The organism is Providencia alcalifaciens (assembly GCF_020271745.1).
GTDB lineage: Bacteria > Pseudomonadota > Gammaproteobacteria > Enterobacterales > Enterobacteriaceae > Providencia > Providencia alcalifaciens_B.
Genome location: NZ_CP084296.1, coordinates 230443 through 256026 on the forward strand (window position 1 = coordinate 230443; position 25584 = coordinate 256026).

The 25584-nt window shown below is 42.1% G+C and carries 21 protein-coding genes, 1 tRNA gene and 2 pseudogenes; 7 read left to right on the forward strand and 17 right to left on the reverse strand.

Features of this window, described 5'->3' with window-relative positions:
• Nucleotides 1-18 precede the first annotated feature (18 nt).
• The 3 genes from LDO51_RS01035 to LDO51_RS01045 all read left to right on the forward strand — a co-directional run bounded on the left by LDO51_RS01035 (nucleotide 19) and on the right by LDO51_RS01045 (nucleotide 3406).
• Nucleotides 19-1812 (forward strand): heme lyase CcmF/NrfE family subunit, encoded by a 1794-nt coding sequence (locus tag LDO51_RS01035; protein ID WP_225576034.1) that lies wholly within the window; start codon nucleotides 19-21, stop codon nucleotides 1810-1812.
• A complete protein-coding gene (nrfF, locus tag LDO51_RS01040) occupies nucleotides 1805-2899 on the forward strand; it encodes a heme lyase NrfEFG subunit NrfF (RefSeq protein WP_225576035.1) in 1095 nt (364 codons plus the stop codon). The genes LDO51_RS01035 and nrfF overlap by 8 nt, the downstream gene beginning before the upstream one ends.
• 105 nt (nucleotides 2900-3004) lie before the next feature.
• Complete coding sequence (locus tag LDO51_RS01045; RefSeq protein WP_225576036.1) at nucleotides 3005-3406, forward strand: hypothetical protein; 402 nt, start codon at nucleotides 3005-3007, stop codon at nucleotides 3404-3406.
• A 57-nt stretch (nucleotides 3407-3463) separates the two neighbouring features.
• Here the strand turns inward: LDO51_RS01045 and LDO51_RS19585 are convergent.
• Nucleotides 3464-3699 (reverse strand): annotated as a pseudogene (locus LDO51_RS19585) (GDCCVxC domain-containing (seleno)protein).
• Between the two features lie 183 nt (nucleotides 3700-3882).
• Between LDO51_RS19585 and yegD the strand changes: the two are divergent.
• Entirely contained in the window at nucleotides 3883-5235 is a 1353-nt protein-coding gene (gene yegD, locus LDO51_RS01050; RefSeq protein WP_225576037.1) for a molecular chaperone, read from the forward strand.
• Between the two features lie 63 nt (nucleotides 5236-5298).
• Here the strand turns inward: yegD and LDO51_RS01055 are convergent, their stop codons facing one another.
• The 13 genes from LDO51_RS01055 to LDO51_RS01115 form a co-directional block, all read right to left on the reverse strand.
• The gene (locus LDO51_RS01055; RefSeq protein ID WP_225576038.1) at nucleotides 5299-5970 is read right to left on the reverse strand and encodes an ABC transporter ATP-binding protein; all 672 of its coding nucleotides are present in this window, start codon (nucleotides 5968-5970) and stop codon (nucleotides 5299-5301) included.
• A gap of 45 nt (nucleotides 5971-6015) precedes the next feature.
• A complete protein-coding gene (locus LDO51_RS01060; protein ID WP_225576039.1) occupies nucleotides 6016-7722 on the reverse strand; it encodes an ABC transporter permease in 1707 nt (568 codons plus the stop codon).
• Nucleotides 7706-8740: a Fe(3+) ABC transporter substrate-binding protein gene (locus tag LDO51_RS01065; protein WP_423810970.1), complete on the reverse strand. Its 1035-nt coding sequence runs from the start codon at nucleotides 8738-8740 to the stop codon at nucleotides 7706-7708. The genes LDO51_RS01060 and LDO51_RS01065 overlap by 17 nt, the downstream gene beginning before the upstream one ends.
• A 441-nt stretch (nucleotides 8741-9181) precedes the next feature.
• Nucleotides 9182-10123: a fimbrial protein gene (locus LDO51_RS01070; protein ID WP_225576041.1), complete on the reverse strand. Its 942-nt coding sequence runs from the start codon at nucleotides 10121-10123 to the stop codon at nucleotides 9182-9184.
• A gap of 8 nt (nucleotides 10124-10131) precedes the next feature.
• Nucleotides 10132-10623 (reverse strand): fimbrial protein, encoded by a 492-nt coding sequence (locus LDO51_RS01075; protein ID WP_423810971.1) that lies wholly within the window; start codon nucleotides 10621-10623, stop codon nucleotides 10132-10134.
• 34 nt (nucleotides 10624-10657) lie between these two features.
• On the reverse strand, nucleotides 10658-11194 hold the full coding sequence (locus LDO51_RS01080) for a fimbrial protein (protein ID WP_225576043.1): 537 nt from the start codon (nucleotides 11192-11194) through the stop codon (nucleotides 10658-10660).
• A 10-nt stretch (nucleotides 11195-11204) separates the two neighbouring features.
• Nucleotides 11205-13841 (reverse strand): fimbrial biogenesis usher protein, encoded by a 2637-nt coding sequence (locus LDO51_RS01085; protein WP_225576044.1) that lies wholly within the window; start codon nucleotides 13839-13841, stop codon nucleotides 11205-11207.
• Nucleotides 13842-13927: 86 nt separating this feature from the next.
• Entirely contained in the window at nucleotides 13928-14626 is a 699-nt protein-coding gene (locus tag LDO51_RS01090) for a fimbria/pilus periplasmic chaperone (RefSeq protein WP_225576045.1), read from the reverse strand.
• A 63-nt stretch (nucleotides 14627-14689) separates the two neighbouring features.
• A complete protein-coding gene (locus LDO51_RS01095; protein WP_225576046.1) occupies nucleotides 14690-15226 on the reverse strand; it encodes a fimbrial protein in 537 nt (178 codons plus the stop codon).
• Nucleotides 15227-15303: 77 nt separating this feature from the next.
• A complete protein-coding gene (gene fimA / locus LDO51_RS01100; RefSeq protein ID WP_225576047.1) occupies nucleotides 15304-15852 on the reverse strand; it encodes a type 1 fimbrial major subunit FimA in 549 nt (182 codons plus the stop codon).
• 147 nt (nucleotides 15853-15999) lie between these two features.
• Entirely contained in the window at nucleotides 16000-16275 is a 276-nt protein-coding gene (locus tag LDO51_RS01105; RefSeq protein ID WP_225576048.1) for a helix-turn-helix domain-containing protein, read from the reverse strand.
• Nucleotides 16276-17404: 1129 nt separating this feature from the next.
• Nucleotides 17405-19693: an FdhF/YdeP family oxidoreductase gene (locus LDO51_RS01110; RefSeq protein ID WP_225576049.1), complete on the reverse strand. Its 2289-nt coding sequence runs from the start codon at nucleotides 19691-19693 to the stop codon at nucleotides 17405-17407.
• 536 nt (nucleotides 19694-20229) lie between these two features.
• Nucleotides 20230-20571, reverse strand: a complete 342-nt coding sequence (locus tag LDO51_RS01115) for a hypothetical protein (RefSeq protein ID WP_225576050.1) — start codon at nucleotides 20569-20571, stop codon at nucleotides 20230-20232.
• 168 nt (nucleotides 20572-20739) lie between these two features.
• Between LDO51_RS01115 and LDO51_RS01120 the strand changes: the two are divergent.
• A pseudogene (locus tag LDO51_RS01120) lies at nucleotides 20740-21204 on the forward strand (tyrosine-type recombinase/integrase); the annotation flags it as partial.
• A 21-nt stretch (nucleotides 21205-21225) separates the two neighbouring features.
• On the opposite strand, the gene LDO51_RS01125 reads toward LDO51_RS01120, so the two are convergent.
• A tRNA-Arg gene (locus LDO51_RS01125) sits at nucleotides 21226-21302 on the reverse strand.
• Between the two features lie 188 nt (nucleotides 21303-21490).
• Between LDO51_RS01125 and folD the strand changes: the two genes are divergently transcribed.
• A complete protein-coding gene (gene folD, locus LDO51_RS01130) occupies nucleotides 21491-22348 on the forward strand; it encodes a bifunctional methylenetetrahydrofolate dehydrogenase/methenyltetrahydrofolate cyclohydrolase FolD (RefSeq protein WP_225576051.1) in 858 nt (285 codons plus the stop codon).
• A gap of 17 nt (nucleotides 22349-22365) precedes the next feature.
• The gene (ybcJ, locus tag LDO51_RS01135; protein ID WP_225576052.1) at nucleotides 22366-22578 is read left to right on the forward strand and encodes a ribosome-associated protein YbcJ; all 213 of its coding nucleotides are present in this window, start codon (nucleotides 22366-22368) and stop codon (nucleotides 22576-22578) included.
• A gap of 49 nt (nucleotides 22579-22627) precedes the next feature.
• Here the strand turns inward: ybcJ and LDO51_RS01140 are convergent, their stop codons facing one another.
• Complete coding sequence (locus LDO51_RS01140; RefSeq protein WP_225576053.1) at nucleotides 22628-23713, reverse strand: protein-tyrosine phosphatase family protein; 1086 nt, start codon at nucleotides 23711-23713, stop codon at nucleotides 22628-22630.
• Between the two features lie 383 nt (nucleotides 23714-24096).
• On the reverse strand, nucleotides 24097-25485 hold the full coding sequence (gene cysS, locus LDO51_RS01145) for a cysteine--tRNA ligase (RefSeq protein WP_154627527.1): 1389 nt from the start codon (nucleotides 25483-25485) through the stop codon (nucleotides 24097-24099).
• Between the last annotated feature and the right edge of the window lie 99 nt (nucleotides 25486-25584).

Consider the following 25584-nt stretch of genomic DNA (forward strand, 5'->3'; position numbering starts at 1 on the left):
TTAGAATAAAGGTGATACTTGGAAATTTTCCTTCCCGAAATAGGGTTTATCAGCTTGCTACTGGCGCTGTGTATCACCGGCTATCATACCCTATTGGGGTTTATTGGCGTTTTCAGGCACGTCCCGAGGCAAATGTCTCAGGGCGTGCTCTGGACGTCTTTGCAATTTATTTTTTTATTAACCGCGTTTCTCTGTTTAACCGCCAGCTTTGTTTTCAGTGATTTTTCCGTTATTTATGTGGCCCAGCATAGCCACAGTTTATCCCCCCTTGTTATCAAAATTGCAGCTGTCTGGGGAGGACACGAGGGTTCACTGCTCCTGTGGGTGCTATTTTTCTCCGGCTGGAGTGCGTTATTTGCCTGGCGTTATCGCCGCCAAAATAGTCCCTTTTTCCCTTTAACGTTGTGTGTACTGGCTGCTATTTGCACCGTGTTATTGCTGTTTGTTGTGTTCTATTCCAACCCGTTTGAACGCCTGTTTCCGCCTGCAATTGAAGGCCGCGATCTCAATCCGATGCTGCAACATTGGGGGCTCATTTTACACCCTCCACTACTTTACCTTGGTTACAGCGGATTGATGCTAGTGGCAGCAGTAGTGCTTGCGTCATTAATTGCGACACCTACCCTACTTCACGAAAATTCCAGTCAGCCGATTGCTCAATTGTGTTGGCGCTTTGCGGTGCCAAGTTGGTACATACTTACTAGCGGTATCATCCTCGGTTCCTGGTGGGCATACAGTGAATTGGGTTGGGGAGGATGGTGGTTTTGGGATCCGGTTGAAAATGCATCCTTACTTCCTTGGCTTTCTGCCACGGCATTACTGCACAGTTTATCTATCACTCGTCGAACAGGACTGTATCGCCATTGGAGTCTGTTACTGGCGATTATCACGTTAATTTTAGCGCTGCTCGGTACACTGATTGTCCGCTCTGGGATCTTAGTGTCCGTTCATGCGTTCGCCTTAGATAACGTGCGTGCTGTTCCACTATTTTTGCTATTTAGCGTTTTAAGCCTTGGTGCTCTGTTTATTTATGGTTGGAAGGCAAAATTCCCCCCTCAAGAACCCCGGCGCAAAACATCACAAGAAATCTATTTATTACTGACATTGATTTTGTTTACCGTGGTTCTATGTATCGTACTAACTGGCACGTTATATCCGATGCTCTATGGCCTATTAGGATTAGGTAAGATCTCAGTAGGCGCCCCCTATTTCAATCAGACGTTATTGCCATTTGGTCTGTTTATGCTGGTGGTGATGGCCCTTGTCACGCTCAAATATCGCGATATTGCCAAAAAAGATAATCACAAGCCACTTCAACGGCTGTTAATTATTTTACAGCAGAAATTCCCTGCCATTATCGCTCACGCAGGGGTTGTTCTGTTCGCCATGGGGATCGCCCTTTCCTCAACACAGAAAGCAGAAATCAGCCAAAATATCGCCGTCGGGCAATCTATCTCAGTTGGCGGATATCAATTCCAATTTCAGCAATTACAACTGGCAGCTGAATCCAACTACACCACCGAAAAAGCGCTGATCCATGTCAGCAAAAACGTAGACCAAAACTCAAAAAATGGCTTTGATATTGTGACTGAGCGCCGCCTATATATGGCTCGCCAGCAACTGATGATAGAGCCGGGGATCCACTGGGGATGGTTGCGTTCTTGGTATGTAGTGCTGGGAGAAAAAACGGGCCCTGAACGCTATGCGATGCGTTTTTATGTGCAAGAAGGCATTCAATGGATTTGGGGTGGTGGATTTGTGATGTGCTTAGGTGCGCTGATAAGTTGGTTTAGGGGGCGGAAACATGATTAAAAAAATCGTTACGCTACTCCTACTGCTGTGCTCCTTGAATGCGCACGCCCAAATTGTGGATACATGGGTATTTAACTCCAATGAGGAGCAAGAGTTATCCTTGCAGATTGCTTCACAGCTACGTTGCCCGCAATGTCAAAACCAAAACTTGTTGGAATCCAATGCGCCTACGGCAGTCAGCATGCGCCATCAAGTCTTTAAAATGGTCTCTGAAGGAAAAAGCGAATCTCAGATTAAACACTATATGACCGAGCGTTATGGTGACTTTGTTTTATATAATCCCCCATTAACGCTTAGCACCCTACTATTATGGTTACTTCCCGTATTTGCTGGTCTTTGTATTATCTTTATTTTATGGAAAACATTAAAAATAAAAAATAGAATTAATCAGCGAGTTATATTATTAGACTCCGCTATTCCATTAATAGAAAAATGCAACCAAGATCACTCTGACATCCAGTTATTACCGACTATCAATAATGAAAAAATATTTCACTATTCTCATTGGAATAAAATAAGTAACACCCTTATTGCCATCATAATCTGCATTATGATAGCGGGCTATTTTTTATTACCGCGATTCCAGTCCACTCTTGACTTGTATCAAAGACAAAATGACCCCATTTTACTTTTTACACCACTGGAGCGTGAAACGCAGGATCTACAACGTTTACAAGCAGATATCCGTCAATCCCCTGAAAATAGTGAGCTTTGGGCTGTTTTAGGTGAATACTATCTTTATCAAAATAGCTATGAAAATGCCTTAATTGCCTATGGCTACGCACTCAAATATCGCGGAGAGAATGCGCAACTCTATGCTGCAATCGCCACCGTGATGTATTATCAAGCAGGACAAGTGGTTACAAATGATACACAGAAAATGATAGACAAATCATTAAGTCTAGATAAGAATGAAGTCACCGCATTGATGTTATTAGCCTCGGATGCCTTTATCAATGCCAACTATACAACGGCGATTAATATCTGGCAAAATTTACTCGATAGTAATAATCCAAGAGTTAATCGCGCTCAAATTATTGAAGCCATTCACATGGCTAAATTAATGGAAAATAGAGGAAAACAGTGAATAAAAATAATAAAGGCTCCTGAACCTTTATTACCTCGTGGTATCCATAATTTATAAAAACAATAATATGTTTATTTATTAAATATAATAGTCTAGAAAAATATCATGACGAATAAGATGCTTTCTATCTTAGTGATTATTCTTATCGCAGGAGGATCATTCCTTGCGGGAGTAATAGCTAACTACACACCTGATTTAGATGTTATCAAGAAATCAGAACGGGCAGTGGAAGACCTGTTAAACTTTCCTAAAACCGTCGAGTTTAAAGATGTGAAATACCATGTCATCAGAGAGACCTCTGACCGTGGTACACTAGGCTACGTTTGTGGTCAAGTTCTGGTATTTGATGCAAAAAATAGCTATACCTACAAACGTTTTATGGTGAAAACATACCAAAATGAAGATGGTAGAAATATCGTTTCTATTGCCCTATTGGATAGAGATGAAATGGAATTTCCGCTCGAAGAGTTTAATCACTTGTGGCGTAAAAATTGCCAGAATAGATAATTATACTTGATTAAATATTATCTATTCCCCACGAAATTAATTATTTTTCTCTGCGCCTTATTTACAGCAACATGAAGGCTTGCCTGTTAATTCAGCTTCTTGGATTGGCGGGCATTTCACTGTGCCATAGGAAAAAAAACGCAACAATCCCCTTCTAATGGCTTTAATAATACACCGCAACCTGTACATTCATAAAACCACCGACAAGTATTGGTTGGTATCTTTTCCATTTTCGAACACTCACATTCTATGTACGTAGTTTCAGACATCAATTCAATTTTGGCTTGATTCATTTGATCCCCGATAGACTATTTCTGAATAAATAATTCTGCTCATCCTACACAATTATGTTGTCCTTCTCCTTGCGTCAAATTAGGTTCCCACACAAAATAAAAATACGGTTCCAATAGCATTTCCCGCAAGGTTGATATACAGTTTTGCACTTTTTTCAAAGCACCCTAGATTTTGGAGGCGAAATGTTTATTGGTTTTGACTACGGAACATCTAACTGCTCCGTCGCAATCATGAAAGATGGAAAACCGCAATTGTTACCCCTTGAAGGCAGTAATTTTTATATTCCATCAACTTTGTGTGCGCCAACAAGAGAATCAGTTTCAGAGCACTTATTTCGCCATCTGAATATTTCTCCGACGGACTCAGTAGGCCAGCAAATCCTCCGTCGCTCCATGGCGTTTAATCAGGATGAAGGCATTGAATTAGAGCCGGAAGATATTGTTTTCGGGCAAGCTGCACTGGACTTATATTTAAGCGACCCTCGTGATGTCTACTATGTAAAATCACCCAAATCTTTTTTAGGTGCGTCAGGCTTACACGAAACTCAAGTGAGCTTCTTCGAAGATTTAGTGTGCGCCATGATGGCAAATATCAAGCATACCGCCGAAGCAAGTACCCAGCAAACCATCACTGACACCGTGATTGGTCGCCCAATTAACTTCCATGGACGTGGTGGTGAACTTGCTAACCAGCAAGCGGAAGCTATCTTATTAAAAGCCGCTAAACGTGCTGGATTTCAGAATATTGCGTTCCAGTTTGAGCCGGTTGCCGCAGGGTTAGAGTATGAATCCACCCTCACAAAAGATAAAACCATCCTAGTCGTCGATATTGGGGGGGGAACCACTGACTGTTCACTGATCCAAATGGGACCCAGTTACAAAGACAGCCACGACCGCACTAACTCTTTGTTAGCACATACAGGTCAACGTGTTGGCGGAAACGATCTGGATATTTTCATCGCCTTAAAACAGCTAATGCAGCTCTTTGGTATGGAAAGCCAATATCAATCGGGGATAAAAATGCCTCTGTTGCAGTTTTGGAATCCGATTGCCATTAACAATGTGGAAGCGCAAAAAGAGTTTTATTCTCGCGCTAACCTCAATGCATTAACCCGCTTACAGCAAGATGCTCAAGAACCAGCCCTGCTCGCACGTTTGCTCGAGGTTTATCACCAAACGCTGGGTTACAGTATTGTACGCAAAGCGGAAGAGGCGAAAATCGCGCTCTCTGACGAACAAAATTACTTAGCGAAAATTGCATTATCAAAAGAGCTGCTTGAAGTGAATATTGGACGTAATCAATTGATTGATGCGATTGAATCACCAAAAAGCAAAATGATTGAGTTGGTGAAAGAAGCCGTTGTACAAGGCGGGGTTCAACCAGATGCTATTTTTGTCACTGGCGGTAGCGCCCGCTCGCCTATCTTACATCAAGCGATTCAAGAACAACTGCCGAACATCCCCATTGTTCGTGGTGATGATTTTGGCTCGGTTACCGCGGGGTTAGCCCGCTGGGCGCAAACCTGCTTTAAATAATCGCGTTCCCAATGCCGTTCACTCGGCATTGGTTTTTCTATTCCTTCCCATGAGTACTTTCAGCTACTCCTCGAGCAATCGCCCTTCTTTTAAATAACTGATTTTATTTGCCATTAACTGAGCTTCATCTTCACTGTGGGTCACCAACAACGCTGTTTGCCCAGCCGCGCGTAAAATATCCCGCACTTCTTGCCCTAAGCGTTTTCGGCTATCAGGATCAAGGCTAGAAAGCGGTTCATCCAATAACAGCACCGCTGGCTGCGGCGCTAACGCTCGCGCTAATGCAATGCGCTGCTGCTGACCACCCGACATTTCATGAGGATAGCGTTCCGCTAAACCACTCAATTCAACCAATGTTAATAGCTGCTGGACACGAGTGTATTGCTGCTCTTTAGGCTGTTTTCTTAACCCAAATGCCACGTTCTGCGCCGCCGTTAAATGAGGGAACAATGCATAATCTTGGAAAACCATACCAACATTACGCTGTTCAGGTGGTAGGTGACGATTTGGGCCTGCAACACAGCGCCCCCCCACGTAAATGGTTCCTTGCTCTACCTGTTCAAACCCAGCAATCGCTCTCAATGCAGTGGTTTTTCCGCATCCCGAAGCGCCAAGTAAACAACCAATTTCCCCTGCATCAATATGCAAAGAGAAACCATTAAGCACATGGTTACGTTGATGTTTATTGCCATAAGAAACATGGACATTGTCAAGAACTAAGGTTGAATCTGACACCGAAGACATTCCTTAACATAATCAATTTTATTAAGATGATTGTTTTTATTGAGACGACCGTTTTGATTGAGATGAAGTCAGCTGGCTGCGCGCTAGAAGGATCACAGGCAATGTCCCTGCTAGCACAATTAATAATGCTGCAATCGCACCTTCTTCATAGGTTCCTCGTGCTGCCTCTGCATACAACGAGGTTGCCAACGTCTCAAAATTCACTGGACGTAACAGTAATGTGGTCGGCAACTCTTTCATCGCATCCGCAAAGACCAATAATGCACTGGTGACGAGAGCCGGACGTAATAGCGGAAGGTGCACGCGAAAGAACGTTCGTAGCTCGCTTTCCCCTAGCAGCCTTGAGGCTTGTTCCATGCTCGGAGGAATGCGGGTTAACCCAGCATCAATCGCCCCAATGGAGATAGCCATAAATCGAATTGAGCAACAAATGACCAATAAAATTCCCGTTGATAACAGTGGTAATCCTCTAAAATCCAATAGCTCAGCCAGAAAATTATCCAGCGCCATACCCGGAGTTAACAAGCCTATCGCCAACACCGTTCCGGGCACGGCATAACCCAGAGAAGCAATTTTCATCAAGGTGCGTCGCCATTCTTGAGATGAACCGGAAATCGCGCTCGCTCTTGCATACCAAGCCACGACAATACTCACCAACGTCACGACGACGGTAACACCCGCCGCCAGTAATAATGAGTTTTGCAATGACTGCAACAAGCTGCTTGAGATTGTCATGCTGTCACTGATGCGTTTAAGGCTTTCCCACCCTAAAAAAAGTGCCGGTGCTAAAAAACCTAACACAACAGGTAGCGCGGTGACACATGTGGCTAATATGGCTCGCCACCCGACCAAGCGCGATGGCAAGATCCCGCGCATTTGCCGCCCAGTACTGTAACGTTGATTTTTTCGACCGTAATATTCTAATGCTAGCAGTAAGATAATCACGGTTAACATCGAGCACGCAATTTGCGCCGCAGCGGGCAGATCAGAGCGAGTCACCCATGTGGTGTACACCGTCACAGTCAATGTATTCACACCTAAAAATTCCGATGCACCGATATCATTGAGGGTTTCCAGCAGAGCGAGGCTAGTACCCACCACTAAGGCAGGTCGCGCCATCGGTAGCGCCACTCGGAAAAATGTTCCCGTGGAACTGAGCCCAAGAGTTCGAGCAGCTTCCAGCAAATGTGCTGGTTGGCTCATAAACATGGCTCGCATGGTTAAGTAAACATAGGGATAAAGCACCAAACCAAGCAACAAAATGGCACCCGTCATCGAGCGGAGATCAGGAAGGCGGAATTGGCGCGGTGTGTCGTACCCCAACAAGCTACGAATAAATTCTTGAATCGGCCCAATAGGATGCAGTAAATCTAGCCATGCAAACGCCACAATGTAGGTTGGCATCGCAAGGGGCAGTAGTAGCGCCCAGCTAAACAGCTTTCGACCCGGGAAATCAAACGCTGTCACCAACCATGCACACCCCGCGCCAATGGTCATCACCATGGCACCAACACCCAGCAGTAAAATTAAGGTATTTAAGGTGGCATCGGGAAGCACATAGCGCATCAAATGTTCCCAATGGCTGAATCCTGAGCTTGCTGCCAGACCTAATAAAAACAACAAAGGGGTCAGAACGCCAAGCGTAATGACCACCACAGAAAGAGTTAATGGCGAGAAACCAACGCGCGGCAACCCGAAAGCCCCGCGCGTAGAGGTTAAGCCAGTTTTATTGATCGAATCCAACTTTATCTACCAACTGACTCGCTTGTTTACGGTATTTCACAATCTCGGTAAGTGGAAGGGTATCCACATTGATTTCACCAATCGCGTTATTGATAGTGGCATCCAGTGGAACACCTTTGCGAATTGGATATTCATAGTTTGCTTGAGCGTACAGTTGCTGTGCAGGAACAGAAACCAGATATTCCATCAGTTTAACCGCTTGCTCTTTGTGTGGTGCGTTACGCGAAACTGCTGCACCAGTAATGTTGACGTGCGTACCGCCATTGGTAAAGGTTGGCTGAACCACTTTGATAGCATCCCCCCATTTACGCGCGTCAGTGCCCTCTTTGGCATTTTTCATGTGACCCACATAATAAGAGTTCGCTAAACCAACATCGCAGATACCGCCAAGAATATCACGAGCGACATCGCGATCACCGCCCGTCGCTTTACGCGCTAAGTTAGCTTTCACGCCGCGTAACCATGCTTCCGTTTTCGCTTCGCCGTCGTGGGCAATCATTGCTGCCACTAACGCCGTGTTATACGGGTGTTGACCTGCGCGGATACAAATTTTGTCTTTCCATTTTGGATCGGCTAAATCTTCATAAGTGATGCTAGTTAGCGGTAAATCTTTTTCGGCATACAACACTCGAGCGCGCATAGATAAACCAAACCATTGATTATCTTTATCGCGTAATGAAGCAGGAATAGCATCCGTTAATACTTTTGAATCAACAGGCTGCGTAACACCTGCTTCAACTAGATCGATGAGGTTCCCAGCGTCTACCGTCATTAATAAATCTGCCGGGGAGTTTTTACCTTCCGCTTTGACGCGCTCTAGCATGCCGTCTTTGACATAGACTGTGTTGACGTCAATGGCAGTTTCTTTGGTAAAAGCATCCAGAAGTGGCTGAATCAGTCCCGGTTCACGAGTGGTGTATAACGTTAGGGAATCCTTTGCCATAGCAGGCAGTGCGCAGGTAACAATAAGCGATGAGGCCAACGTAATTAAACGCGTTTTATTACGTAAAAAATACATTTTTTTCAACATGTTGCTATCTTCTCCAAGGTGAAGTGATGCTTAAACTAGTACATTGAGTATTTTTAACTGGTCTAAAAAAGTATATTGATAATCAATCTCGTTTGCAAATTGTTTTCATCGGTTAATAATATGCATTAATGACTATTAAAATTTACTGATGTTTTATTATTTGGTATTTATTTTTTTGTGAAGGATTTTTTGTGGATAGCCTGCCATTCAATGCCTTTTGAATGGCAGCTCGCATTATCAAAATGACAATGACGGCTTTATTCCACAATAGTATTAATGAGTTAGCATCTCAGTGATGGGGAAATGATAAAAGATCCAGCGCTACATACGGATCAATAGGATTTCCGCCAAGTATATTGAATCTTTATTAAAAACAAAAAAAGCTCAAAATATTTCTTCTTGAGCCTTTTCATCTATCTAATTCATTCACTAATCATACATAAATGTCACGCCAATCACGGACTGCACTTTCCCTGCGGTCACCTGACCTTGGGTTCTTGAATATCGCGCACTTAACCCTAAGTTCACTGCCGACGTTCCTACTCGACCTAACTGGACATTTTGATTTGCTGGAATCGCGTTACCATTACTAACCATCTGGATCCCTACCCCTTTTGCGGCGTTAGCGCCTGAGAGTGTATTCGCAAAAATGTTACTGCTAGTATCCGTTGTCCCCGTTAAATAATAGGAGATATTTTGGCTCGAAGCGCAATAGATAGATAACGGTACCGGCTGAGCATTTCCCGGATATTCCGGTAAGTTGACCACCACATTACGCGAAGAAATATCACAACCACCAATAGGTACCACAACATCATTGTTGGCATACAAATTCCATGTAAAGGTCGATGTATTGACGTTACCGCCCCCCACGATGTTAGAACCAACTTGGTACATTACCAATGTTGCAAAGTGGGTTCCTCGGTTAATCACTACACCACCCGCCGCAGAAATGGGGGTTAAATACAATTGAGTATTCCATGCTGTGTAATTGCCCAATGGAAAATCTTGCTGGTGAGTTGCGTTAGTCAAAGGGAACGTATAGCTTGAGCCATAATATCGTAATGAGCCTCGAAAGTTATTCAATACCCCACCATAAGCGGAACCACGGATCATATTCACTTGGTCACGTCGCGCTGATGGGTCATCGTTCTTACAAAATATTGAATTCGACAAATCGACCACTAAGTTTTGACCTAATTGAACACTTGGCTGCAAATTAACATACGCATTGGCGGTCACTGGGCTTTGTGTGTAGCTTAAAACGTTTCCTGTTGAGTCGTAACAGGTAAAAGCATACGCCGAAGAAACCCCGACAAAATAGATAAATGAGTTAACAAAGATTAATTTAACTAGCTGTTTTATATTCATAATATTGCTCACAGATACGTGTAGGTGACATCAATTGCCGCTTGAATGGAGCCTTGTGTCGCCCCGCCTCTCACCGATATTGCCCTTACCTGTAAAGGAAAACTGGTTGAAAGCGTTGCATCGCTGACTGGCATGCGTTTTTGTGCGCCGTTATTTAAATTATTGCCCGATGAATCTTGAAGTTGTAGCTGGATATTGCCTGCCGTACCTTGGTTTTTGTAGTATCCCACCGAATCAGCGACACCTTTAAAGGTCGCCATGACCACCGATGTACCAACAGGGCAATTGGTCAAATCCAGCGACACAGTATGCCAATCCGATGCCGACCCCGGTGAGGTCAAATTGAACGTGTAAAGATCACCCAGATCCACATTGGCCGTCTTGGTTGATACCGTACAAGGTTTCGCAACAACGCTCCCATTGACCGTTACTATTACGTCAGCCGCATGTATGGAGGTTATTGATGAAGATAACAGCCCCAAAATTAAAGCTGTCATCATTGTTGATTTATACGCCATTCATCGCATCCTCTATTTACTGAAATTCGAGCGTAAATGTGGCAGTTGCTCGAATATGCCCTGCCGTAACGGGCAATTTTGACGCCATTAAACGTGCATTGAAATTGAGCGTATTGGCTTTTCCTGCCACTAAAGGCGTCCATGCAATATTATTTGAGTCCGCATTGAGGACTAATGGATCTTTAGCGCTGTCTAAAATCTGAATACCTGCCCCTGTCGCATTTGCGCTACCGGGTTCTAATGCCAGCAAGGTTTTGTTACTCGAGTCTACTATACCGACAAACCCGACTTTGACTGCCGTTACCGCAGAACCGCAAGGTGTTAGCTCAATACGAAACGGCACCGTTGGTGTCACTTCCCCCACTGAGTGCAGCTGTTTCACCGCATTCAGTAGCAAATCCACCACTTGGCTTTGTGAACCAGGAGCCACGGCACAAGTGTTATCTCGTACATTGCCTTTAATATTAATGGTGCTGTCGGCCGCCAATACATTGGAACATAAGCACAAAGAGGTCAGTATTGAGGCAAAAAAAATATTCGATTTATCAAACACTATGAGCTCCTTAGAGGCACTCGGCACTATACTTGCTGAGGATTTGATACTGGCTTTCTGCTGGCAGTGTGTAATTGACCTTACACTGAGCATCCCCCCCATTCCCCCAACGTGCGATTAATTGTCCGGTTAGCGGCAACCCTGTTAAGTAAACTTGCCCATCTTCCGCCACAATATTGCCACCATTATTTTCGCCGGATGAGACCACCGAACCGAATGGCACTGGTTTTCCATGGCGAGTTAACGTCATCAAAACTTTGATCCCAACTTTCGGTTGGAAATCAGCGCGAACTACAGCACCACGAGTTGGCACCACATTCATGACCGGATCATCCAAATCCACGTTGTTCGCTAACGTATTGGTGTTCAAAGCAATACGGTTTTCACGATATTCAGTGGCATAAGGTAATACCGCATAGCCCCGCCAATCAGTTTCAACCCCAGTTTGGTTTTCAACTTTTACATGCCCTGCACCCGGCGCTTTCACTAATACCACGGTATCGTTCATTGGCTGGCTCAGCGTTAATCCATTTTCATGCGCTAAGACGCCCCCACTCACACCGTAGTAAATTTGGCGAATGTTATCGGCGTAGCTATAACCGACGTTGGCATTTCCATAAGCCCCACGATAGTTCAGTGACGTATAGCCTGTCTCCGAAGAGTTGCCTTGCCCACCACCTGCATACCCAGCTTGAACGCTATAACTTAAGTTATTGTCTTCCAATAATGTTCCGTATAAACCTGCCGTGTTGTTCACACGACCTTTGAGATCGTGTGAAACATTGTAACTTGCGCTGGCATTACGCCAGATAGACTGACTATCCGAACGTAACCACTGGCTAAAGGGAATATTAACGTTCAATGCCAGCATTTGGTCGTTGCCATCCTGCCATGAGTTTTTGGACAGACTGTAACTTAATCCCCAGCTAATCCCTTTAATCAGCGTGTTAATTCCTACCTGTAATTGCTTATCCGCTTTACTGGTATTCCAATATGTTTCATGACTTCCCGTTACATACATCGTGGATTGCTCACCCAACTGCTGAGTTAGGGTTAACTGGATTTTTTCGCGTTTGTTATAGGCTAAGTTGTAATAGTCAGAAAACTTAGGAGTTACTTGGATAATGCCGTCTTGCGTCGCAAGGTTATACCCAGACATCCGCTTGTAAGTCGTATCCGAAAATGAGTAGTAACCCTTTGTTGAATATCGATAGCCCGCCAGCTGAATAATCGTCCCCGTTTCATTCAGAGACTTGTTATATAAGAAACGAATTGACTGGCCTTGATGGTTGCTGTCATCTGGCAGCTTGGCATTGGCATGGGTAATATCGATAGATAACGCCCCAAAGATACCGATGTTTTTACCCACCCCAGCGTTAAAAGCTTGGTAGCGATTGGCTAACTGAGTTCCACCATAGAGCGTCCAGCCATATGACAAACCGTGCAGTAACGTCGTTTGTAAGAATGTCGGTTTTTCCTGATTACTACTTCCCGAACGGTAATCCCCTACTGTTACAGCATATTGAGTATGCCCTTCACGTTGGAGTAACGGAACGGATGAATACGGCACGGTAAAGCTCTGTACGGATCCATCTGCTTCCGTGATCGTCACATGCAAATCACCACTATTCCCCGCAGAATAGAGATCGTTAATCACAAACGGTCCCGGGGGGAATGTGTTGCGATAGATCTCATAACCATTTTGCTTAATAGAGACATCCGCTGTGCCACGAGCAACCCCTCGGATCACGGGCGCAAATCCTTTTTGGCTTTCAGGCAACATATTGTCGTCCGAGGCTAATTGAATACCTCGGAAGTTAACACTATCGAAAATTTCCCCCGGAGTGTAGCTATCACCCAGTGTTAAACGAGAGCGGATCACATTGATGCCGCGCTCTAAATAGGTATTAATATGTTCCCAGCGAGTTTCGCTATTTGCTGTGCCTGTGCTCTGGCTCCAAGTAGAGTTATCCCGTAAGCGCCACGCGCCAAAGTTTAAACCACTTTGTAAATTCAAATAGTTATAGCTACTGTACTTTCCGTCTTGGTTACGCGCACGGCTTCCCGTCAGGCTATAGTTTAAAAGTCCTGCCGTGATCCCTGAATCCCAAAGCTCTTGAGGAATAAAACCTCGCGCTTTGTCTTTCATAAACAGCTGCGGAACAGTGATATATAACCGCTGCAAGCCCACATCAAATTTCGCCGTCGAATCCTTCACGATGGAGGCTAATGGTTCACAGGTATCTTTGGGCTTCGTCTGTAATTCTGGCAGCGCTAGTGTATTGATCCCCATCTTGGCCAGTTCATTCGGCGTTAAACAAGGGGATAACTGTTTATCATTTTTATCCAGAACAAAATTCACATCCCGGGTGAGTAAATAGCCATCATTAAGATAGAGGTCAACACGATAAGTCCCTTCAGGCACTTCTTGCCCTTGTTCAAACGCAGATAAATCTGCGACTGCCGAAGGATCATCCGCTAAAAAGCGAGGGTTAAAATACAACTCTGCCATCGCCCATGTTGGATAAAGGCATGCGCCTATCAAGAATGCCAGCGGAACCAAAGGAAAAAGGCGTTCGAATCTGCATCCCAAAAATGATCCTTTTTTTGAAACTAATAGCCCTTTTTTAGATGTCAGATGTGACATGTTCCCTCCGATCAACAATGTTGCTCAGCAAACTTTCCAATTAGGAATGATGTTTAATTATTTTCGAGAAATAAAAACGTCAGTTTTTACTGTATTTTTCCTGTCATTTTCGGCGTTAATGCGCCGTAATCATTAATGGTTTGATAGCTAATAGCACCATTTCCATTGGAAGGAACATTCACTGACGCATCACCAAATGGCGGAACAAGCACGTTATCCAATTTCGCTGCACCGATTTTTAAATCTGTGACAGTGGCAAAATAAGGTGTTGGGTTAACCACAATCAGTGAGCTACCTTGGCGCTTAAAGCGTAATTCTTCAGCCACTTTATCCGGTGCAATAGAGAGAGCAGTAGGACGGTAATACAATTTAATGCGGCTAATAATCGCTAACTGCAGTGTGTTTTCGCTCATGTTCGCTTTATCCATTGCTGGAATCGCTTTCACATTCAACCAAAACAGCGTTTCTCTATCTTTCGGTAGTTGGTTATTTGTCGCATCGATAATACGCAATGTATTTTCTTTAACGCCTTTCATCGTGAACAGGGGCGGTGTAATCGCAAATTGGCTATCTTTTTGACCATTGGCATTTTCAACCCATGATTGGATCAGAAAAACACTCTTTTCATCATTATTGGTAACAGCAAGTTGAACCTGTTTTTGATCCGCAGGATAAATCACTCGCGTTGCACCTAATGCAACACCCGCATAAACCTGAGTAGACACGGTCGAACAGAGTAAAAGTAATAAGGTGGTAATAAACTTATATATTTTTCTGGTTTTCATGTTTACATCTGTCCTTTTTTACTAAAAAATTAAATAAATATGTCACTGTCTTTTTCGATATTTTTATTCATAAGTCAGTGAGAATAGTGCTTGTGCATTCGCTTTCCCGCCCATGATGCTCTCACTTGTAGAGCGATACTTAGCAACAAAATGCAATGTCATATCCCCATCACGCAGATTCGCCATTTTACGTGGAGCACTATTCACCGGAATTAAGGCATTTTTTGAATCAAAAATGGCAACTCCCACACCTTTCGCAGTGCTAGGTCCATCACCGATGGCAAAAATATCAGGGTTCATTTCATTAGCCACACCATTGAAGGTTATGGATACATACTCGCTGACAGCATCGCTACACTCTCTGAGGTGAAGATCAAACGCAGTCGGTGCTGAATCTTGACCTGGAGCCTTGAATGCATTGGTACGCACTTGCCCCATATTCACTACCAAATTACGGTCTGAAGTTTCAACAGTGCAGCCTTCTGCAATTAACTCCCCTTGAAAGCGCATCCCACCGCCAGGAAGTTGAACTTTCCATTTATTCCCAGCTTGCAAAAATGGAGAAAACAGCAGGAGTGAAACTACCAGCAGCTCTCTCATAAACTTCCACCTTTTGGTTTGTGAATAAAAGCCATCCTTGGCTTATCAACCGGAATATCCCTAATCCTTTTTAGTGATTACTCGTATTGAACTGCGAAGGTTGCATCTGCGTTAGCAACACCAGCAGTTGTTGTACCCAGTGCGAAGTAACGGGCTTGGAATGGCAGAACGTTTGTACCGTCATTCAGAGCGATAGGGTTACTGAATGTTGCACCATCCAGACCCAGAGGCACACTCTTACTATCTAAAATTTGGATACCAACGTTAATCGCTGCACCTGCAGCTGAAGAAGCAACAGATAAAACGGTTGGGTTAGTTGCATTTGCAGCAACACCTGTAAAGGCAACCTTTGCGGAAGTAGCAACTGTTGTGTCACAGTCGTTTAATTGGATGTTGAAACCAACAGAACTACTGGTATCACCCAATTTAGCTAATTTAGCAGTACGAACTTGACCTAAACGTATAGTTTGCTCCACAGAACCCGCATCAACAGCACACGCAGCATTCACTAGCTCACCTTTAAAGTGCACCTGACCGCCATTTACGGTTGTTGTTGCAGCCATTGCAGCGACTGAACCTAAAGATAAAGCTGAAATAATAACAAGTGCTAGTGATTTAACTTTCATAATATTTCCTTATGTTTATTTATTAAGTACATTTTGATAGAAAAAACAAATATAGGCTTCAGGACACCATAATTAAAACGACCAAATTTAATAAAATTGCCAAAACAATTTAATTAAATTTGAGTTATTTTAATAAATAAGGGTGTGTCACTCTATTTTAGAGTGTTTACATACACTAGAATCAAACAGACACTTCATTTTTTCGAAGAAAACATCAATATCTCTGCTACTCATCTCAAGCGCATTGAATAATATAACAAGTTTGTCAAATGATATATTATTCACGCCATTTTCATACCGAGATATTTGTTGTTGACTTACATTAATACGCTTCGCTAATTCACTTCCTGTTAACCCAGCGCGCCTACGATAGGCTTTTAACACCCTACCAATATTATTTGATAATGGTTCATAATCTCGCATTTCAAACCTCTCAGATCATATTTCGCTGATTATTTTATATTATCGATATAGAAAAACACTTTTCAGCTGTTATTAAATTATAGAATCAAAACCGCAGTTAAAAATTGTTTTTTCCGATCAAAAAAGAGCTGTTTGATATGCACAGGCTATCAATCATAAACATTAATTCATTTAAATCAATAAATAATCAAATATGAGTAAAATATTAAAACATAAAAATCAACATGTTATAAAGCCAGATGATTTTCTAAATAGATAATAGAAGATATTTCTTTAAATGAAACAAGGCTCGCATAACACGATATACATGTGAAATAGAAACAATAATTTACAATAATAACCAATATATAAAAATAAAACCGTTAATTAATGGAAAACAATAACCACCAAATCGGAATTAATCCGTAAAGATAAAAATAAATCAAAAAAAGACAATCCAAATTTGAATATAATGAATTCATAAAAAACAATAAAACAGTACAGACTGTGTAACACACAAAAAACCCCAATTAAGAGTTAAAAACAATTCCCAAGAAAAACAAAAAATTGAATTCAGTATATCCACATGCAAGAATAATCCTAGCAGCAGTTAAATAAATATGTAAATAATTATTACAATCACTATTTCACCTTTATTTATAGATTTTAATCATAGTATTTAATTTAAATCCAATGAATTTATAAATTAAATAATTAAACTTCCATAAAAATATCAGCGTAACGTACCCATAAATTATCATATCTTTATGCAATGATTTATTCACCTCGAATCGTTGAGCTAAACTAACAAGATATAAATTAAAAATAATTTAGAAATATTAATGTATTTAGGCAATATAAATACTACGTAATATTGAATGGATTGTTTATAGAGCGCCAAGGAAAGCCAGCTCGCCAATGTTGAATGAGTTTAGCCGATAGCATGGGAGGATGAGAGGATGAGAGGATGAGAGGATGAGAGGATGAGAGGATGAGAGGATGAGAGGATGAGAGGATGATTAGATAAGAAATACAGTAAAGATACTCGGCATAACAGAAGAGAAACCGACATCATTTAAACGACGTCGTTGATATACCTTTAGAGTGCCAAATAAACCACCCCTATAGGGGTGGTTGTGATTTAAAACGATTAGGATACAACACTTGCCTTCTCTAAGATTACTGGAATATTTTTATACGCAGGAATACCACATTGAGGGTCAAAGTTATCTAGCGCTATCAAATTATTTGCTTCAGGAAAATAAGTGGCAACACAGCGATCCGCCATATCATAGATAACTACTTTTAGGTTATCTAAACGACGTTTAGTTCTATTTTGCTGATTATCCAAGGCAATAACATTGACTCTATCACCAGCAGATAATTTTTGTTTTTTTGCCTGCGCTTCACTGATAAAAATGACGTCTCTCTGACCAAAAACACCACGATAGCGGTCATTCATTCCATAAATGGTTGTATTGTACTGGTCATGACTGCGTATAGTTGCCAAAACTAACTCGCTATGTGTCGCAGACTTCGGATCTTCAATAACACCTTCAGTTGTTATAAAGTTTGCCTTACCTGATTGAGTTAACCACTTACGCTGAGCCGCTGCATTTGTTAAATGAAAACCACCAGGAACTCGGATTCTTTTATTGTAATCGTCAAAACCTGGTAATACAGCTTCCATTGCATCACGAATTTTATCGTAATCATCAATGAAATCATCCCATTCAACTTTTGAATTAGGAATTGTCGCTTTGGCAAGACCAGCAACAATTGCACATTCAGACTTTAAATATGGGCTAGCAGGTTTTAGCTTGCCATGTGAAGCATGTACCATTGACATAGAATCCTCAACTGTAATGCTTTGCGGACCTGATTTTTGAATATCGACTTCTGTACGACCTAAGACAGGAAATAAAAATGTATTCTTTGCCGTCAACAAATGTGACCGATTAAGTTTGGTCCCAATATGAACAGCCATATCAAGTTTTTTCATTCCACTGTAGCACGCATCTTTATCCGGCATAGCAACAGCAAGATTCCCACCCATACAAATCAATGCGTTGACTTTCCCTTCAGAGATTGCTTGCATGCTAGCCACGGCCGCATGACCAAAAGCGACTGGAGGCTTAAAACCAAAGCGTTGCTCGATTTTGTCTAGAAAAGATTGGCTTGGCTTTTCGGTTATTCCAACGGTACGATCGCCTTGCACATTAGAATGCCCTCTCAATGGACAAATTCCCGCACCATCCCGACCAATATTACCTTTCAATAATAAAAGATTGATGAGTTGCTGAATATTTTGAGTGCCATGCTGATGCTGCGTAATTCCCATTCCATAACAGATAATAGTGCTTTTTGCTTCAATATAAAGTTGAGCAATTTGTTCCATTTCATCGCGAGTCATGCCACTCACAGATAAAATATCATCCCAAGAAGTAGACAGCACATCGTGCTTAAGCTTCTCGAAACCAACGGTATGAGTACTTATAAATTCATTATCTAATATAGGCGCTTGACCTTTTGCTACCGCCGCATCGTGATGCTCAATAATGATGCGAATGACACCCTTAATTAATGCAGTATCTCCACCGATTCTAACTTTATAGTAATATCCTGCGAGAGGCGTGGACTCTAGCGCCAACATCTCAATTGGATCTTGCGGATAAGTAAATCGCTCTAATCCTCTTTCTTTTAAAGGGTTAATTGCGATAATTTTGGCACCTCGTTTTGATACTTCACGAAGTGAACTGAGCATACGAGGATGATTCGTTCCTGGATTATGTCCAATACAAATTACTAAATCAGCCTTGTCAAAATCGTCAAGTAATACCGTACCTTTACCCACACCTATTGAGGCGGCAAGACCGACACTTGTCGGCTCATGGCACATATTTGAACAATCTGGAAAATTGTTGGTTCCATATTCTCTGGCAAAAAGCTGATATAAAAATGCAGCTTCATTTGAAGTTCGACCTGAAGTATAAAACTCAACAGAATTAGGATCTGAGTAATTTGATAACCGTTGGCCTATTTGAGCAAAAGCATCGTCCCATTCAATTTTTTCATAGCAATCTGTTTGCGCATTATATTTCATTGGGTGAGTTAGACGACCTTCGTTTTCCAAGTCATAATCATCCCACGTTAACAATTCACTAACTGTATGTTTCGCAAAAAACTCAAGTGTCGTTCTCTTTGCCGTAGCTTCCCATGCCATCGCTTTTGCACCATTTTCACAGATATCAAACGATGCACTATGTTTAGGGTCGGGCCATGCGCAACCGGGACAGTCAAAACCTTGAGGCTTATTCATTTCAAACATAGTAATAATGTCGGGTACAATATCCATCTGTTCACGTATAGCTTCAGCGACAGCTTTAACAGCCCCCCAACCTGCCGCAGGCCCAGTGTAATCTTCGATTTTTTCTTTCATTTTCATTACTCTTTTAAATTTAAATGTAACAAGAAATAAACGTTATTTTATTGCAATGTAATTATGAATAATGTGGAGTGACGAATACCGACTTATCTTTTTCTGAATATAATTAAATAAATGAATGAAATATTATTTCATAGATAACATATCAAATAGAATTAGTAATAATAAGGAATTATCTTCCATTAATGACTTTTAATTTATTCGTCATAGATGAAAACTCCAATACACCACAAGAAACTTTTTATTATCAATAAAATAAAAACCAAGACCTCACTCATAACCTTGCTTTACTTTAAACAATCAGGACTCTTTAACAATAAAATATAATCCAATTAATGAAGTGTTAAATAACAAAATGAACAATGCGATATTATATGGTTAAGTTTAAGCAGAAACCGCCATATTCATCGCCGAGCAAGGATATCAATAGCCAATGAATGACCTAATGGTTATTGCTGAAGCTTCAGATACTGATGTGGGTGTGATGCTGAGGATGTATAAACAGAGATAGTATGTGAGTGGGTTTTAAGTTAGATAACTATTTCCTTTTTAGCCTGCGCCCACGCTTTAATCGCGTTGAATGTTGATGACATTTCAGACTCATTCAACGCTCTGTTATAAATAGCAGAGTCACCGATAGCACCTTGCGTTCCTGTTCTGCCTAAAACCAACGCCCTATGCATAGCTCTTGTCGCTTTATTAGCGGTGATATCACCAGCAATACCAATGGTTTTAATTTCACTATTATTTATTACCCACTTCCCATGTTGAGGACGATGTATTTTCGGGCTGTCTATGCTTGTTACCATGCTGCCAACTTGAGACTGGCTATCTGATGCTAGCGTTTTTCCATCCCATACTATTGTTGTCATACACACCTCAATCAGAACGTTTAACTAGTCATGTTTATATATCCTCGGCAATCAATGTACCTTTACCGATATAAACTTATATAAACACCTATTAATGTCGCTCAATAAAGGACGTTTGTAGAATTTTATAAACTGGTTATTCTGCTAATTCACCAACAGGCGCGTATCCGGGTCGCGTGGATAAACCCAGAAGAAAGCGAATCAGGCCAAGCCATTGGTGTAGCTTTGAATGATACAGTTTGCCTGACTCTCATGGAACAAATAGGGAACCATCACAAATGGGTATTTGTTCATACTGAATCTAAAAAGAGACCAAACGGAACGTTGACGCCAAGAGTTAGAAAAATGCGAGTTGATTCTAACACCGCATGACGAGCCGTACTCAAAAGTGCAGGAATAGAAAACTTCCGCTTTCATGATTTACGGCACACATGGGCGAGTTAGCTAATTCAGTTTGGAGTCCCCCTTTCAGTTTTACAAGAAATGGGCAGCTGGGAATCCGTTGATATGGTGAGAAGATATGCTCACTTAGCACCTAATCATTTAACTGAACACGCGAAGCAAATAGACACTATTTTCGGTACTTTCGTCCCAAATACGTTCCAGTTAGCAAAAGTAGAGAATTTTAAATGATGGTAAGTGATTGAAAATTAATGGTACGCCCTACAGGATTCGAACCTGTGACCTACGGCTTAGAAGGCCGTTGCTCTATCCAACTGAGCTAAGGGCGCATTGTATGCGCAGGCAGCCTATCTGGCTGATGGCGTTGAATTATACGGTTGCTGAGCGCTGAGTCAATGGCTTTTCACTACTTAAATAACGATATGACCACTTTATCTATCAGATAGACCTGACATTATGGGTAAGTTCTGACAAAATAGAGGCATCCCCCGTGTCTCATATATGGATTAAGTTACAGATGTTAGCAAAAATTATTGATGGGAAAACGATTGCGCAAGCAATTAGACAGGAAGTTGCTCAAAAAGTACAAACTCGTATTGCCAATGGTAAACGAGCACCCGGGCTTGCCGTTATTCTCGTAGGCGCTAACCCCGCATCTCAAATTTATGTTGGCAGTAAGCGACGTGCTTGCGAAGAAGTTGGCTTTATTTCTCGCTCCTATGATTTACCAGACACGACGACTGAAGCTGAACTGCTCAAGCTAATTGATGACCTTAACCAAGATAGTGAAATTGATGGCATCTTAGTTCAGTTACCATTACCTGCTGGCATTGATAACGTCAAAGTGATTGAACGCATTCACCCCGATAAAGACGTCGATGGTTTTCACCCTTATAACGTCGGTCGCTTATGTCAACGTGCACCTCGCCTACGTCCTTGTACTCCAAGAGGGATTGTTACCTTACTTGAGCGTTACGACATTAATACCTATGGTTTAAACGCCGTTATCATTGGCGCATCAAATATTGTTGGTCGTCCGATGAGCCTTGAATTATTATTAGCGGGCTGCACCACCACCGTCACCCATCGCTTTACCAAAGATCTCGAACAGCATGTCCGTAATGCGGATTTACTGGTCGTGGCTGTGGGTAAACCTAACTTTATTCCGGGCGAATGGATAAAACCGGGCGCTATCGTTATCGATGTGGGGATTAACCGCTTAGAAAATGGAAAAGTGACTGGAGATGTTGATTTCGATGAAGCGTCAAAACGCGCTGCATGGATCACGCCAGTACCGGGCGGTGTTGGGCCAATGACCGTGGCGACACTGATTCAAAACACGCTACAGGCGTGCGAAGAGTACCACGATATTTAATGTAATTTGGAGTCACAATGGATATTTTTCATCTTGATGGTCATCCCCATATCGAGCTATGCGACCTGCTAAAAATTGAAGGTTGGGCAGAAAGTGGCGCGATGGCAAAATCAATGATTGCTGAAGGCTTAGTGCAAGTTGATGGCGTTGTTGAAACGCGCAAGCGCTGCAAAATCGTCGCAGGCAAAGTCGTTTCTATGGGAAGCGAACAAATTCAGGTTCAAGAATAGGTTAGTCTAGGTAAGCTGAGACCATTTCAGCTTACCTTTTATTATTCAATCAAAAAGCCCACTTACTGATTGTTTTTTTTGGGGATAATGGCACATTTATTAATGCTTGTAATTGCCGATATTGCGCTTCATTTTGAACCATATTCGGGCTTCCTGTCTCCCGTAACGCTAATACGATATTTTCCATCGATAGTTTATTTCCTGCCTTTCTCCACTGCATGCATGCCGCTAATACCCCTGTTCGGCCAATGCCAGCTTTGCAATGAATAACCGGAAGCGGTTTATTTTTTCCTTCTATATCTACTCCTTGATTTTTATAGAGCTCAAATAAGCTACCTTCATTGATGATTCTAATGATCTGGTTTAATTTAACTAATTCCGCTGTTGTCACCGTCCCACCATCATCCCAATTAGTCACGTGGATCACAGGGATTGAATGCTTTTTATAACCATTAACAATATCCATTCTATATTGGCTAAATTCCAACGGTTTCCCCCCTGTATTTGTTTGTTTAGGGTCTACTATATAGTCTTTTTTTTCTCGCTCAGCAGTGACTTCAATAGCACCATACTTTTGACTTCTCATAAAGTAAGGTGGAAGCTTATTTTTTTGAAAAATAGAGCCGTGGATCTCTTGTTTTGATGCTAAAACGACTAATAACGGTGTCTTGTTTGCCATAAGCATAGAGAGATGATTTTCAATGGCTTGAGCATTATCTTCGGGGTATTGGCAGCGAATGGCTAAATTTTCCCCATTAATTTGTAGTCGATTTGCAGCGAGAGGCACAATGGATTTATTGGCGCTCCGTATTGATATTTGCGTGTGTTTCGCACTACCGATATCCTGATAGCGCTGGCCTCTATTCTCCATGTCGTATTCAATGTTTTTTTCATTTATCAGTAACCGCGTTTTTTCAGTTAATTTATCAAATGCCGTAGCTTGAGTTGCAGCTTCTATATTTAGTTTTAGCTTTGGTCTATTTCTTTTGACGGGTTTTGTTTCAGCCAAATTTTGGCTAAGTTCGGAGATATTTTGGATAGACTTAATACGCTTAGGGAAATGGCTTTTACTTGATGATGCTGGAAATTCTGTCGATTGCGATACGGTTAGTCGATTAGCGTTTATTGGAAACATATTTATCCTTATCTATGTTTTCATTGTGAGTGAATTCACCGTTTCGGTGACCCAATGTTAAATTCCACTGTCTATATTTCACTGAACAGTATCGACAACTGCCCCACTCTACGCTTGCATATTTAGCCGCAACATTCATAAAAAAAACCACCAAAAATTTGCTTATTTTTAGTGGTTTTATTCTTATTTGTTAAGCTAGTTAAGCTAAATTATTCGAATTGTAGGCAAACAGGTGTTACGTGAAAAACGATAAAGAACAATATTCTAAATAGTTCGTGTTGTGGCTAGGCGGCTAGCAAGGATATCTCGGGGAGCATACATGAGTATGTGACCCGAGTAGCCGAGTGACGCCAACAACGCCACAATGCGAAATATGACGAATATTACTTGCGACGCCACGTTGTACCGGCTGACGAGTCTTCTAACACAATCCCCATCGACGTTAACGCATCACGGGCCTGATCCGCCAGCGCCCAATCCTTGCTTTGACGTGCATCGTTACGCTGTTTAATTAGCGCTTCGATTTTTGCAACTTCCGCATCATCTTCGCCTTGTGCGCCACCTTGCAGGAAGGTTTCAGGATCTTGCTCTAACAGTCCCAGTACTTTTGCCAGCTCACGTAATTGAGCCGCCATACCATTTGCGGCGTCCATATTTTCAGTTTTCAGACGGTTTAATTCACGCGCCATATCAAACAACGCCGAATAAGCTTCTGGTGTATTGAAGTCGTCATTCATCGCTTCACAGAAACGACTCTTATACACTTCCCCCCCCGCTGGTGCAGCCGATTTATCCGTACCACGCAGTGCTGTATACAAGCGTTCTAACGCAGTGCGAGCCTGCTTTAAGTTCTCTTCTGTATAATTCAGTTGGCTACGATAGTGACCCGAAAGCAGGAAGTAACGTACAGTTTCTGCATCGTAGTACTCCAATACATCGCGAATGGTAAAGAAATTATTGAGAGATTTAGACATTTTCTCTCTATCAACCATCACCATACCGGAGTGCATCCAGTAATTAACGTACGGGCCATCATGGGCACAAGTCGATTGTGCAATTTCATTTTCATGATGCGGGAACATTAAATCTGAACCGCCGCCATGAATATCAAAATGGTTGCCTAATGTTTTGCTGTTCATAGCCGAACATTCAATATGCCAACCTGGACGACCTAATCCCCACGGTGATTCCCAGCTTGGCTCACCCTCTTTGGACATTTTCCATAACACGAAATCCATTGGATTACGTTTTACATCAGCCACTTCAACACGGGCACCCGCTTGGAGTTGGTCTAAGTCTTGACGAGATAATAAACCGTAGTTTGGATCAGTTTTGACCTCAAACATTACATCGCCATTATCTGCAACATAAGCATGACCGCGCTCAATCAAGCTTTCAGTTAGCTCAATAATTTCATGAATATGGCGAGTTGCACGCGGCTCGCTATCTGGACGTAGGATATTTAATGCATCAAAATCTTTGTGCATTTCCGCTAACATGCGCGTCGTTAGCTCTTCCACGCTTTCATTATTTTCAGCGGCGCGTTTAATGATTTTGTCATCAATATCCGTCACGTTACGTACATAATTCAGGTCATAACCTAAATAGCGTAAATAGCGGCTAATTGCATCGAAAGCCACAAAAGTACGACCGTGACCAATATGACACAAATCGTAAATGGTGATGCCACACACGTACATCCCAATCTTTCCAGCATGGATGGGTTTAAATTCTTCTTTTTGACGACTCAGTGTATTGAAAATCTGCAGCATCTTTTTATTTCCATTTTATTAGTACGTGTATATCTATCATACATCAGATTATCGCGATGTTGAGGATAAAATATCCAGATTCAACCTTACGAAAATAGC